The sequence below is a fragment of the Fictibacillus phosphorivorans genome, assembly GCF_007673525.1.
GTDB classification, from domain to species: domain Bacteria; phylum Bacillota; class Bacilli; order Bacillales; family Fictibacillaceae; genus Fictibacillus; species Fictibacillus phosphorivorans_C.
The window spans coordinates 2,969,339-2,982,118 of the sequence record NZ_VDZU01000001.1; the positions used below are offsets into that span (position 1 = coordinate 2,969,339).

Genomic DNA, 12,780 nt, shown 5'->3' on the forward strand with positions numbered 1-12,780 from the left:
GCATTGAGGAATAGCCCCCAATGCTTTCTATCACTATTAATTTGCGATTCTATTTTTTTCTTCGTTTGCGATGAACGCCTCTGGATAACCATAGTTTCCGTGTTCACTCACATCCAAGCCGATAATTTCTTCTTCCTCTGAAACACGAAGACCCTTCATTACTTTTTTCATTGCATATAAAAGAACGAATGAAACAACAAAAGCGTACAACGCTGACACAGATACACCCATCGCCTGAACGCCAAGCTGTGAGAATCCACCGCCATAGAACAAGCCAGGCTTCCCGACTGTAGCAAGTTCTGGTGTCGCGAACAACCCCGTAGATAACGTCCCCCAAATTCCGGCCGCTCCGTGAACGCTCAACGCATAGATCGGGTCATCTATTTTTAATCTATCGAAAAATTTAACTGAATAGAATACTAAGATTCCTGCAACAAACCCAATTAGAACAGCTGCCCACGTTTCAACGAATGCACAAGAAGCTGTAATCGCAACAAGTCCTGCTAACGCACCATTTAAGATCGTTGGAATATCGGATTTACCCAAAACCATCCATGAGATAATAAGTGCAGCAACCGCACCTGCTCCAGCCGCGAGATTTGTATTTAACGCAACAAATCCGAAAAATCCATCATCAACCACAAAGGTACTTCCTCCATTAAAACCAAACCATCCCACCCAAAGGACGATGACTCCTAATGCAGTATACACTTGGTTATGTCCGAAAATGTTATTGGACGTACCATTCTTATTAAATTTTCCAATACGCGGTTTTAAGAGTAATGTCGCAGCAAATGCCGCCATCGCACCTGTTAAATGAACGACTGTACTTCCGGCAAAATCTTGCTTGCCATGTTCCGCTAACCAACCTCCGCCCCAGATCCAATGAGCAACAACAGGATAGACTGCAACTGAGAAAAGAATAGCAAACACGAGATAAGCAGACAATTTCGCTCGTTCAGCAAATCCTCCGAACGCAATCGTTAAAGAGATGCCTGCAAACGCAAGCTGAAACATGAAAAATGCAGCTGTCGAATAGGCCATTCCTTCTGCTTGATCACCTGAATAGAAAAAATCAGACAGCCCGATAAAAAAGTTCGAGTTACCACCAAAAATAAATCCATATCCGACTGCCCAAAATACGATTGATGCTAATCCAAACGTAAAGACTGTCTTTCCTGCAATATGTCCTGCATTTTTCATTCGAGTCGATCCCGCTTCAAGTAAGATGAACCCGCCTTGCATTAAAATGACAAGAAGTGCACCTAAAATAAGCCAAACACTGTTTAATGAAAACACGATATCTTCCATCTGAACGCCCCCTACTGAACTGTTTCTTTCATTCTATACAGTTCTGGCGCAGATTCTACACCCATGTAAGATTATCTGACATGGTTTTTTAAATCGCTAATTAAAAGAGAAAAAGCAAACCCTTCAATGTATAAAGGTTTGCTTCTCTATCTGTTAGACCACTTTAGATGATGTAGTGTTAGTCCTCTTTTGTGCGTCAACATGTTCCGCTCTCTTCCCCCACCATGTTGCAAGCAATGGTCCTGATATGTTGTGCCACACACTAAAGATAGCACTTGGCACAGCAGACAACGGCGAAAAGTGAGCCACTGCAAGCGCCGCACCTAGACCGGAATTCTGCATCCCGACTTCAATGGAAATAGCCTTTTGATCTGCAAAGTCCAGCTTCAAACCTTTCGCGATCAGAAAACCGATTAAAAGTCCCAGCACATTGTGAAGAACCACAATGGATAAGATTAATAATCCTGTCTCAGCAATTTGTTTTGCGTTTGCTGCAACAACAGCTGATGCTACAGCTACGATTCCAACTACAGATACTAGCGGCAGGACAGCAACGCTTTTTTCAACGTGTTTACGAAATAATAACTTAACGACCAGTCCTAAAAAAATAGGAACGAGTACAATCTGCACGATCGACAGCAGCAAGCTGCCCGCTGATACTGAGAGCCATTTGCTCGCAAACAGCAGTGTTAGAGCTGGTGTTAAGATTGGGGCAAGTAACGTTGCCACAGATGTTACCGCAACCGATAAGGCGGTGTTACCTTTAGCTAGGAAAGTCATCACGTTTGATGCCGTTCCACCGGGACAGCAACCTACTAAAATCACCCCTACTGCTACTTCAGGCGGTAATTGAAATACCGTAGCTAATCCAAAAGCAAGGAGCGGCATGATCGTATACTGTGCTGCCACACCAATAAATACACTCTTTGGAGCTTGAAACACTGCCTTAAAATCATCCAAAGACAGAGTTAGCCCCATCCCGAACATGATAATTCCTAATAAGAGAGGAATATAGGGAGCGATCCATGTGAAGCCTTCTGGAATCAAAAATGCTACAATGGCAAAAAGAATCACCCAAATCGCAAAGGTGTTGCCCGCTGTCTTACTTACTTTCTCTAGAAATCTCATGGTTGTCACTCTCCTTTTTAAGAGAGTATATACGAGTTATCTAAAATTTCAATGGTTATTTATTAAAATTTCAGAATTATGTGATTATATTTGTTTTTTATATGATGAGGTCGTACTTTTATGTGATCAACTCCATTTTTTATGTGATTCCTTCAAAAATTTATGTGATTATCAATTTTCAGGCTCATCTATCCAGTTGTATCGCGGTACTTTCGCCATGTGTTCGCGTCTCCTCTCGACTATGAACATCCCTTTTAGCGTTCCATAAAAATATTGCATAAATGTCGCCTTGATTTTTCTGTTTTTGTAGTGAAAAACGGTTGTTTTGAATGCAGCGATTACAACTGAAACCATAAATTCTAGCGGACGGTCGAAATTAAACTTGTTATATGCCAGTTTCGCTTTCTCCCAAAACGTATAGATCTCAATGGCCGAATTAAAGAATGGTTTTACCGTACGTATGAAGTCTTTCGGAACAGAATCTGGCGTGAAGGATTCATCGAGGTCTCCTAAAGAAAGATAAGGTAAATTGTCCGTCATGACGTTCTCCTTACGTATCTTTAGATCTTTATCTTTTAGATTTATAAAGAGATTTATAGATTCACGCGCTTTTTTTGTATCCTCGTCCTTACTCTCACAAGGGGTTTCCCTTCCTTTAAGCTGGATCACTTTCGTTTCCATCGCTGGATCAAAGCGCTGAAAGACAAATACATTATGAGCAAATCCTCCGCTTGTACGATATGTTTTATGTACGACTATAATTCCTGCATTTTTCGCTTTTCTCATCATTCGTAAAAAAGAAGCGCGCGAAATACTGCCTCCTTTTTCTACACTTCGATCAACAAGCGTATCGATCTTTGCGTTTGCTACTCCTGGAACGACTACACTATATTGGCTAAGCAACTCAAACGCCAAAAACTCTGACTTCGTAAACAAACCGGCGTGATGTTCCAAAAAATAACGTTTGTGTTCATTAAACTCTTTTACATTTTCAAACTGGCTAAGTGAAGCAAATTGACGTATGTTCCCTGCTCTCAACTTTCCCTTCCCCCCTTATACGATTGATACAACCTATAAGTGTTTAAAAAAAGCGGAAAAGAGGCATGGAGTCTAAAAAAAATTTTGCAATATAAAAATGTGATGATAAACGAGGCTGTAAAACTAGAACAAAGCCAGGCGGATACTTCCACCTGACTTTGTTTTACAAAGATTTTTTTTGTATGAGCTGCCGCTTTTTACTCATTAATAGTTGTAACTCTTCATCAACCGCTCTGTACTCATCCGTCCCCGTTTTACAAAAACTTATTTTTCCAAGCATTTCTGTAATCTTGTTTTCTACTAAAACTAATTCTTCAGTCCACTGCTGAACGCCCTCATTTGTTGATCGTTTAGCCTGTTCTTCATGTTCACTAAGGCCAATCTCTATCCTCTTGAGCTGCTGATTCTCAATCACTAGCAGTTTATCACACAGCTTTTCAACGAAGAATCTGTCGTGCGAGACGATGATAAGTGTGCCTGAAAACTGTAACAATGTTTCCTCCAACTGCTCCCGGCTCGGCAGATCCAAATGGTTTGTGGGTTCATCCAGAATGAGTACATCATATTCCTGCAAAATCATCAGGACCAGCTTAACGCGTGTTCGCTCTCCTAAACTCAAGTGACGAATTGGCTTCGAAAGTTTTCGGTCCTCGATCCCCATGTTGGCAAAGATTGTTCTTGCCTGCGTCACTTGATGCTTCTCCTCTAAATCAAAATATTCATACACCGTTTTTTCTTCTGGCAGATCACTCACATCTTGGGAAAGATAAGCAATTTTCATCGATTCACTTTTCCAGATGGATCCTTTCGTTACAAACTCCTCGCCAAGCAACATTTTAATAAATGTTGTCTTCCCCGATCCGTTCGGACCCTGCAACGCTATTCTTTCACCGTGTTTAATGTAAAAGTGACTTTCTTTAAAGAGGGTTCGATCTCCATATTGTTTCGTTAGACCACGGGCTTCGATGAGTCTTTTTCCTCTCTTTCCAGTGGAATCAAATTGAAAGAAAACGTCACTTTCTTCTTTGGGCTTATCGATCCCTGTTTTCGAGAGTTCTAGATTCAAGCGCTTTAATTTTGATTTAATTTGATTATCTTTTTTCTTTGCTTTCATCCGTTCATATTCTTTCAGCCCCATCTGTCTGTTCTCAGCTGCCGTTCCACCCTTACCTGCTTCCCGGTGAGCTTTATCAGACCACGTTTTTAACGTGTTCACTTGCTGCTGAATCATGTGTATTTTTCTTTGTTGTTTCTCATAATCTCTTTGTTGTTGTTCAAAACGACGTTGTTTCTCTTTTCTATACGATGAATAGTTCCCTTCGTAAATGGTGAGAATGCCGTCTTCCAGTTCAAATATCTTCTCTACCGATTGATCAAGAAAATGACGGTCATGGGAGATGATAATGGCTGCACCTCTATAGTTATTAACTTCTTCTGTAAGCCAATTTATCCCTTGAAGGTCTAAATGATTTGTCGGTTCATCTAAAATCAAGAACTCAGGATGATTCGCCCAAATCTTAGCGATGGATACCTTAAGACGCTCTCCACCGCTTAAATGATGCAATTCATCATTTTGCAGCAAATGTTTCTGAAGTCCTAACTTCTTGCTAGTTCGCAGCAAATCTTCACCTGTTTCCATCAACTCCCGTTCAACATCTAACACATAATCTGTTGATTGTGGTAAATACCCCATGTGCAGATTTGCCGGCCAGGTCGTAATTGATCCATGATCGTGGTTAATACATTTCATAAGGATGTTAACGAGCGTTGTTTTCCCACTGCCATTCCAACCTACTAAACCAATTTTTTCACCTTGCCTGATATCAAATGAGATATCTTTTAATATTTCTTTATCCCCAAATTTTTTCTGCACTCGTTTAACTTGTAATACAGTCGTCATGCAGCTCACCTCTTTCTTGTTCGTTAAGGAGGCTCGCAAAAAAACCTCCCTGGAGACCCAGAGAGGTTGGTGAGTTCGCACAAATATGGTAATAACACGTATCCAAAGAAACACAAGAACATCATGTTCTTTGTGTGAAATCATAAGGGATATTTACGTGTATACGCAAAATGGGCAGACTTATCCTATTCTCCAGGTCTCAATATTGAGTTAGCCTAAGAAAATAAGAGTTTTCCACATCAGCGTAGTACCGTTCCTTTCCAAAATGACTTCTACTTACAATTGTTAGTATATGGTCGTAAACATTAAATGTCAACGCATGCATCAAACTGTTCTAAAAGACAAAAGGAAGAAGCCTTCTGCCTCTTCCTTTCATACATTATTTGATAAAGAAAGTTTTCGTGTTGTACTTCTTGTTGTTTCCAGGTTCGTATTGATTCTCTACGTTTTTACTCGCATCGACCGAGAACCAATTTAACGTTGTTGTCTTTTCAAACGTTAACGTTTCTGGTCCTTCACGTGTACCACTCAATGCTAACTTTTGAGAATTAAACGTTGGACGGCTGCCATCTAACGTGTAGTAGATTGTAGCAGGTTCACTCGTTTTAAAGCTGACTTCAACTTTATCTTCGTGTCTTCCGCCATTTGGTGTGACACTCGATTTTGGCGCTTTTTTATCTTTAGAATATTGATACGCCACATCAATAAGTCCTAGTAATCCATTTGAGAACTCCATTGCTTCTTCATGTCCTTCTTCAAACGGAGGCTGAAAACCAACCAGTTCCCAACGTTTTGTTTCTTTGTTCCAAAGATCGGCCCCTACTTCAAAGTTCCAAGCGTAGATTCCTTTTTCATACCAGAGGTGATCAGCAGAGTTTCCTGCAGCAGAATAAAGAACGTCTGGAATCGGCCCTGTTCGACTCGGTAAAATAACCGTTCCACGATGCTTTTTGATCTCTTTTAATATATGGTCAGATGCTTGCCAATAATAAGCTTCTTCCCCAGCAGACGGGCGAGGCAATGTTTCACGTTCTGGCGTATAAGCACCTGGTGACCACATGAAGTAACCACCATAGCTATGGATGTTCATGGCAAATTTAATGTTCGGGTTCTCATCTGTTAACCAAACTAAATTCCGGCTTTCTGGTTCAGAATGCTCGCTTGGCCCCGCATATGTGCCACTCAAACAATTCGTTGTGGATGCTCCAACATACCCATCAAAAGCTGATCCCACATCATGGTTACGATTCAAATCAACGCCCCACGAATTTCGGTAGCCATTATCAGATTGACTTGGGGAGCAGTGATTCGTCATGTTCTTCCGCTGTGAATTAAAGTCATAAAAACTATAGTGCCCTCCATCAGGATTCATGGATGGAATAATAAAGATATCAAGATTATCAACCAGTTTCTTAGTATCTTTATCATGCGAATAATTTCGTAAAAGTCGTTCAGCGGTTTCAACGGAAACTAGCGGCGTTACCCATTCACGCGCATGTTCTTGTGAGTAACCAAGTACCCCAGGCTTTGAGCCATCTCTATGCTTTCCGATTCGGATGGCTTTAACAGTAAATGGTTCACGTGAAACGGTAGCAGGTGCTCTTAAGTTATCTGACAAGTTGGAAGTTGCAGGTTCTACAATCCCATTACCTGCATTTCCACGATAGGTCGTAGCAGATACAAGATCACTTACTTCTGCATTCAGCAGATCTACGACTTCTTTTGCCGTACTTTTTGCGTTACCTGCAGCATCCGTTGCCAGTGTAACGATGATTTTGTTTCCGCTTGTTCCAACAGAAAGAGGAGCACCTGCAGCTGATGCCTTTTTCAATTCTAAGCTGATCGCATTTCCGCCCTCATGTCCCCACTCTCGAGATGTCACAACAACGGCTGTGTTCTGCAACGTTCCTAGAGTCGCTTGAGCTTGTCTGCGATATCCGTTCGTCTTGTTCGGCATCTCCACGATTTCAGCAAGCTCTGGGTATTCTTTTACTAAATTCTCGATCCTCGCGTTCGTTTCTGTTGGATCCATATAATGGTCAACAAAATTCTTCACATAATGCTTACCCGGCTTGTCCGGTTTTCCTTCCCCGAGCCATTCGGTAACTGTAGATACAGCTGAACCTCCGAGTGAGCTTTCAATGGTTATATCTTTTGGTATTGCTGAAACTGGTAACATAAAGGAATGGTAGAGGTACTCTCCGGCATCCTGAATCTGTTGGAGTGTTGCCGTCTTCTCTTCTCCATTCTCTGTCCATCTAGCGGTTAGAATCGTGCTTGATACAGCACCAGATGTGGATTTTGCTTCTACGTAAAGGAAAGTGTCGGATTGATTCGTGAAGTGGTTTGCTCTGAGGATTGTTACTGTTTCTTCAACAGCTGTTAGCTTTTGTTCTTGCTTAACTGCCATTCTTCTTTCTGTTGCACGCTGGTTGAGTTGGTTCTCTGTAATGAGCGTTTCTTTTACGTTAATTCCATAGAGCTTCAGCATCGCAACTTCAGTTGGTGTTACAACCGCATCTACTTCAATTTGTCCATTATGAACGTGCATCCTGTGGGTTAGATCGATACCAAGTTCTTCGATTTTTTTCATCGCATCCTTCGTGTTTGGAACAGCCAACTGAACGAGAGAAACGGACTCTACTGGTTGTATCTTGAGAGATGAAGCTTCAGCAACTTGCGGCGTCACACCTGATTCCATGGTTGAAAAAGCTATCCCTGCAACAGTTGAAAGCACGAGTGCAGAAGATAGCCACCTCTTACTGTTTTTCATAACAAGCACACCTCCTATATATGTATAAGGTAAGTGTAACTTTATTGTCAGAAAATTCAATCATACTTAAGGACTTACATAGGCAGTTAGAAAGCCGTTCGTTCTAACTAGACAATTTGTAAAAATAATTAATAAAAGGTAAATATAGTAATTTAGGAGTGGGTAGAAGACCTTATCTACCTTGCAGTTTTAATACTATAATTCAAACTCTTCTTTCAAAATAGAATACACGTTTAAATCTTGATGCTCACCTTTAGCAAACATCGCTTTTCTTAACGTACCTTCATAGCTCATCCCCAATTTTTTCATAACTCTTTCAGATCCACCGTTCTCTACAAAGCATCTTGCCTGAATCCGTTCTAAATGCATGTTTTGAAAACCGTATCTCAGAATTTCCTTACCCGCTTCAGTCGTGATGCCTTGACCCCAGTATTTTTGTGCGATTACATAACCAATCTCAGCTGTTTTATGATTGATCTGCCATGAGACAAAGTCAATCGTACCAATCAATTCGTTGGTTTCTTTTAGTACAATTCCCCAAGGTGCTAATTCACCTTTTTCATATTTTTTTAATACAAACTGGATAAATTCCTTTGTATCCTCTAATGTTCGGTGCGCTTCCCAAGTCACATAGCGTGAAACCTCAGCATCGGATCCATATTGAAACATATCTTGTGCATCCTCTACTGTTAATTTTCTTAAAAGAAGACGCTCTGTTTCTAATGTTGGTAAGTTTAATTTCCAAGATGAACTCCTCCCTACTTTTACTATTGTATACTTAATTTAAAAAAGGAAAAATATGGACTTTAGTCGAATTTTGGAATAAGGGGGAAATAAAATGAGAAAAATGAAGCCTTTTGTTATTCCACTTCTATTCTTCTTGGTAGTTTGTGTTGCGTTCACTTTAGAGAACTTAAAGACTGAACTGAAACTACCCAATGAAGGTTGGAGCCGTTCTCTGCCATTACAAACAGAAAAGATTGGTGAAGTTAAGCCGGTATTTCAAGAACAAAACGGAATGCACCATGTATATGTTCCGAAAGAAAATGAAGTATTGAGTTTTCAAGTTACTGACAAATTAGAGGTAAAAGATAAACAAACTATTCCTCTTTCTATTCCAAGTCCCCAAGACTTCTGGGTTCAAGGTGATCAGTTTGTATTCGTGAGGGACAAGCAGCTGATTCATTATGACGGTGAGAAAGAAAACGTCATTGATCAATATGTTTAGAGGTATGGATTCTAATCCAAACACTGTCATCTATTTTAAAGACAACGAGATATTAACTGTAGATATGAATTTATTGAAAGCTAAGTCTTTGAAAAAGGTGCCAGATCAAATTTATTCAGTCGTTCTAAACGACAAATCGGATTCGTTTATTAGTGTTAGAAAATCTTCTAAGGAAACGACTAAACATATTAAGGTTACTTTTCACCAACCTGATCATCATTTTGGCTATCAGGAACACGTAATCTTGGATAAAGATGAACAAATTAAAGAAAATCATTTCGGCTTTTACTTTATTGAGAATGGCAGAGATGTAACGATTTACTATACTTTGTTTACTAATAATTCAGGTGGGAAGTCATATAAAATTTATCAAGGAACTAATCCATTGAACACAAATAAAGAGTGGGATTTTAACTTAATGACATTCATTGATAATAATGGAGTGAAGTTAGAAAACCCTAAGTTCATTCAATATGGTGTTGATGAGAATGGTCAGGCAAAAGTAATGTTCACTACTCGTGCATTAAAGTCTAACGAAAAAGAAGCTGTTAATGTTTATGAAACGAGAGCTGATGGAGATGTTTGGAAAACTGAGCTTCGAAGTACTACAAATCATCAGTCCGTTCACCCTTACTGGATTGGTGAAGATTCAGTTATGTGGCTTAACTTAGTGGGATATAAAGAGTACACATTTAGTGGAGCTTCCAAGCATCCTGATGTTATTAAAAAGAGCCTAAAAATAACAAAAGTAGATCTTAAGGAAGCCGTTTCTGCAACGGTATTGTCTCTTTTTCAAGGATTAATCTTTGCGATGAGTTCAGTATATTGGATCACACCTGCCGTTCTTTTTGCATTAGTCATCTACATAGTAAAAATTAAATTGATGGAAGATGAAGATAAGCGCATTTTGTACACGATCTTAGCCCTGTTTCTCGGTGTCCAATTTATATTTATTCAGAAGTTGTTTAATACTCACTATTACATGTATGCTCCCGATTACTTAGCTTTTTCAGGGAGTTCATTTGTTCTCCCTATCGCGCTCGCTCTTGCAAGTGGTGCAGCCGTTTGGTATGGAAGAAGGCAAGACTGGAGTAAACTTACGGCTATTAGTTATTTTGCTGTATTAAACACTTTCTTTTTATCGCTTGTTGTTGGGCCTTATATGTTTTAAAGGATGGAGAGAAAATACAAGAAAAATAAGGAAATAAAACCATTTATTGATTATAATAAATATAGCTTTTGGCATATTTTTATTTATCTATATAAAAGAGAATGAAGGAGGTTTACATATGCAACGTCATAGAAGAAGAAACACACCCGCTTTTACGGTTTTAGCTTATTTCACGTTCATCGCCGGAGTGTCCATGTTTTGTATCGGACTCTATAATGCAGACAATCTGCAACTGAACGAAAAAGGCTATTATATTGCCGTGATGATTCTTGTGGCTGTAGGTGCGATTCTTACTCAAAAAGTTACTCGAGATAATGCAGAGGATGACGAGCTAATCGCTGAGCAAGAGCGCAAGTACACGAAAGCCGAATAGAAGCACAAAAAAGGAAGGCACATTTTTAAATGCCTTCCTTTCGTGATTATTTAACTTGTTCACCTGCGTACACTTTTACATCAGTTGGAGCAGCCATAAAACTCGCCGCTTTTTTACCGAATGCCACAAAGTGCTCACTTGTGTTATGGTTTTGAACCGCTTCTTGGTTCTCCCAAACTTCTACCATCATATACGTTGCTTCTTTTTCTGTATCTTTCTTTAGATCGTATTGAATGTTACCACTTTCAGCACGTGAAGCTTCTACTAATGTTTTTACCTCTGCTAAAAATGCTTCTTCTTTATTTTTTTGTACCGTTAAACCTGCGTGAATAATAATCATCTTTTTCTATTCCCCTTCCTTATCTCCACTCTGTTGTTTCTTCTACTGATAGACGAACAGATTGATATCCTGCATCTGCTGCTTTACCGATTGAAAGCAACATAACAGGGAAATAACGCTCTTTATCAAGACCAAACGCTTCAGCAATCTCAGCTTTTTCATATCCACCAATCGGATTCGTGTCATATCCGTGTGCACGAGCAACGAGCATTAATTGCATAGAAACTAGTCCTGCATCGATTAAGTTCATATCTTTGAATTGCTCTGGTGTCATTTGTTCTAAAAGTCCGCGGATTGCTGGTACTTGCTGATTTCTTACATCAGCTGGCATATGCCCTTCGTCTACGGCTTTGTCATAGATTTTTTCAAGGTAATCTAAGCTGTTGTTGTCTGCGAATACAGCAATTACAGCAGATGATGTTTCTACTTGACGTTGGTTAAACTTAGCTAGAGGCGCTAACGTTTCTTTGCCTTCTGGTGTATCGATCACGACAAAACGCCATGGTTGTAAATTAACAGATGATGGAGCAAGTGAAGCTTCTGTTAGGATTTCTTTCATCTCATCTCTAGAAATTTTTACTGATGGATCGTAGTTACGAATGGAACGGCGTCCTGTGATAATTTCGTTGAAGTCATTTATTTTTGTTTGTTGCATTGTGCATTCTCCTTTGTGTTTAAAATTCTTAGTTGTTTAAGTTAGTGACTACTCAAAAATTTCAATGTTGCGCTGAATACGAGTTAACATCTTCAGCAACGTTTTTCTTTCTTCTTCAGAAAAATCATGCAATACACCAGAAATAAAACGTTCTTTCTCTTCCCGGTAATGAATGATTTTCAAACGACCTTCCTCTGATAGAGAAACATACGTAAATCGTTGATCTTTAGGGTCTTTTCTTCTAATAACCATTCCCTTATCTTCAAGCTGCTTAAGGTGCCTTGTAACCGCAGCATGGTCAATGTTCACTTTCTTTTGAAGAGCTCTTTGGCTAATTTTTTCTACTTCATACAATTCATGCAAAAGTTCCAATCGCGTTTGACTAATGCCGGTACAGCTTTCAAACTTCGGTGCTGTCCTGCGATGGATCTCGTACAATCGGTTGATGATTTTCTCGTCTTCTATATTTGAGTTGGACAATAACATCCCCCTCCTTTTATTAATTGATAGCTCAATCATTGATACGTCAACTAATTTAAAACACTTCATTCTTTATGTCAACCGTTTAACCTTTTCTATGTAAAAACAAAGAGGCTATCTGCGATGAACAGATAGCCAAGCCATGATATTTAATTAATTAGCGCTTTCCGCCAAGAGCTTGAGCTACTAGACGTTTTGTAATTTCTCCACCTACAGATCCGTTAGCACGAGAAGTGCTGTCTGGTCCAAGGTTTACACCGAACTCAGAAGCGATTTCATACTTCATTTGGTCGATAGCTTGTTGTGCACCAGGTACTACTAATTGGTTTGTGTTAGCCATGTTGTTTTCACCTCCTAGTTGAATTAAGATTATAATTCCACCA

Annotated in this window: 13 protein-coding genes; 3 read left to right on the forward strand and 10 right to left on the reverse strand. The window is 39.6% G+C overall.

Annotation, left to right across the window (positions count from 1 at the left end):
• Positions 1–36: 36 nt before the first annotated feature.
• The 6 genes from FS458_RS14940 to FS458_RS14965 all read right to left on the reverse strand — a co-directional run bounded on the left by FS458_RS14940 (position 37) and on the right by FS458_RS14965 (position 8,921).
• Positions 37–1,311, reverse strand: a complete 1,275-nt coding sequence (locus FS458_RS14940) for an ammonium transporter (protein WP_144701921.1) — start codon at positions 1,309–1,311, stop codon at positions 37–39.
• Between the two features lie 153 nt (positions 1,312–1,464).
• Positions 1,465–2,439, reverse strand: a complete 975-nt coding sequence (locus FS458_RS14945; RefSeq protein WP_144701924.1) for a bile acid:sodium symporter family protein — start codon at positions 2,437–2,439, stop codon at positions 1,465–1,467.
• A 171-nt stretch (positions 2,440–2,610) separates the two neighbouring features.
• Positions 2,611–3,477: a hypothetical protein gene (locus FS458_RS14950; RefSeq protein ID WP_144701926.1), complete on the reverse strand. Its 867-nt coding sequence runs from the start codon at positions 3,475–3,477 to the stop codon at positions 2,611–2,613.
• Positions 3,478–3,640: 163 nt separating this feature from the next.
• Complete coding sequence (gene abc-f / locus FS458_RS14955) at positions 3,641–5,377, reverse strand: ribosomal protection-like ABC-F family protein (protein WP_144701929.1); 1,737 nt, start codon at positions 5,375–5,377, stop codon at positions 3,641–3,643.
• A gap of 379 nt (positions 5,378–5,756) precedes the next feature.
• Positions 5,757–8,150 carry a M14 family metallopeptidase gene (locus tag FS458_RS14960; protein WP_144701932.1) on the reverse strand — a complete coding sequence of 798 codons (2,394 nt, stop codon included), beginning with the start codon at positions 8,148–8,150 and terminating at the stop codon, positions 5,757–5,759.
• Positions 8,151–8,345: 195 nt separating this feature from the next.
• Complete coding sequence (locus FS458_RS14965) at positions 8,346–8,921, reverse strand: GNAT family N-acetyltransferase (RefSeq protein WP_260858777.1); 576 nt, start codon at positions 8,919–8,921, stop codon at positions 8,346–8,348.
• Positions 8,922–8,988: 67 nt separating this feature from the next.
• On the opposite strand from FS458_RS14965, the gene FS458_RS14970 reads away from it, so the two are divergent.
• The 3 genes from FS458_RS14970 to FS458_RS14980 all read left to right on the forward strand — a co-directional run bounded on the left by FS458_RS14970 (position 8,989) and on the right by FS458_RS14980 (position 10,922).
• Complete coding sequence (locus FS458_RS14970) at positions 8,989–9,378, forward strand: hypothetical protein (RefSeq protein WP_144701939.1); 390 nt, start codon at positions 8,989–8,991, stop codon at positions 9,376–9,378.
• Positions 9,338–10,549 carry a hypothetical protein gene (locus FS458_RS14975; protein ID WP_144701942.1) on the forward strand — a complete coding sequence of 404 codons (1,212 nt, stop codon included), beginning with the start codon at positions 9,338–9,340 and terminating at the stop codon, positions 10,547–10,549. The genes FS458_RS14970 and FS458_RS14975 overlap by 41 nt, the downstream gene beginning before the upstream one ends.
• Positions 10,550–10,667: 118 nt before the next feature.
• Positions 10,668–10,922: a YiaA/YiaB family inner membrane protein gene (locus FS458_RS14980; RefSeq protein ID WP_066392185.1), complete on the forward strand. Its 255-nt coding sequence runs from the start codon at positions 10,668–10,670 to the stop codon at positions 10,920–10,922.
• Between the two features lie 46 nt (positions 10,923–10,968).
• Here the strand turns inward: FS458_RS14980 and FS458_RS14985 are convergent, their stop codons facing one another.
• From FS458_RS14985 to FS458_RS15000, 4 genes are all read right to left on the reverse strand, one after another.
• Positions 10,969–11,262, reverse strand: coding sequence for a putative quinol monooxygenase (locus FS458_RS14985; RefSeq protein ID WP_144701945.1), 294 nt, complete (start codon positions 11,260–11,262; stop codon positions 10,969–10,971).
• Positions 11,263–11,281: 19 nt separating this feature from the next.
• Entirely contained in the window at positions 11,282–11,917 is a 636-nt protein-coding gene (locus FS458_RS14990; RefSeq protein WP_144701948.1) for a nitroreductase family protein, read from the reverse strand.
• Between the two features lie 48 nt (positions 11,918–11,965).
• A complete protein-coding gene (locus FS458_RS14995; protein ID WP_391503399.1) occupies positions 11,966–12,403 on the reverse strand; it encodes a MarR family winged helix-turn-helix transcriptional regulator in 438 nt (145 codons plus the stop codon).
• A 151-nt stretch (positions 12,404–12,554) separates the two neighbouring features.
• On the reverse strand, positions 12,555–12,737 hold the full coding sequence (locus tag FS458_RS15000; RefSeq protein WP_066392178.1) for an alpha/beta-type small acid-soluble spore protein: 183 nt from the start codon (positions 12,735–12,737) through the stop codon (positions 12,555–12,557).
• Positions 12,738–12,780 lie beyond the last annotated feature (43 nt).

Coding starts and splice junctions, on each gene's coding strand:
- FS458_RS14940 (WP_144701921.1), bottom strand. CDS start 1,311: ATGGAAGATATCGTGTTTTCATTAAACAGTGTTTGGCTTATTTTAGGT.
- FS458_RS14945 (WP_144701924.1), bottom strand. CDS start 2,439: ATGAGATTTCTAGAGAAAGTAAGTAAGACAGCGGGCAACACCTTTGCG.
- abc-f (WP_144701929.1), bottom strand. CDS start 5,377: ATGACGACTGTATTACAAGTTAAACGAGTGCAGAAAAAATTTGGGGAT.
- FS458_RS14960 (WP_144701932.1), bottom strand. CDS start 8,150: ATGAAAAACAGTAAGAGGTGGCTATCTTCTGCACTCGTGCTTTCAACT.
- FS458_RS14970 (WP_144701939.1), top strand. CDS start 8,989: ATGAGAAAAATGAAGCCTTTTGTTATTCCACTTCTATTCTTCTTGGTA.
- FS458_RS14975 (WP_144701942.1), top strand. CDS start 9,338: ATGACGGTGAGAAAGAAAACGTCATTGATCAATATGTTTAGAGGTATG.
- FS458_RS14980 (WP_066392185.1), top strand. CDS start 10,668: ATGCAACGTCATAGAAGAAGAAACACACCCGCTTTTACGGTTTTAGCT.
- FS458_RS14985 (WP_144701945.1), bottom strand. CDS start 11,262: ATGATTATTATTCACGCAGGTTTAACGGTACAAAAAAATAAAGAAGAA.
- FS458_RS14990 (WP_144701948.1), bottom strand. CDS start 11,917: ATGCAACAAACAAAAATAAATGACTTCAACGAAATTATCACAGGACGC.
- FS458_RS14995 (WP_391503399.1), bottom strand. CDS start 12,403: ATGTTATTGTCCAACTCAAATATAGAAGACGAGAAAATCATCAACCGA.
- FS458_RS15000 (WP_066392178.1), bottom strand. CDS start 12,737: ATGGCTAACACAAACCAATTAGTAGTACCTGGTGCACAACAAGCTATC.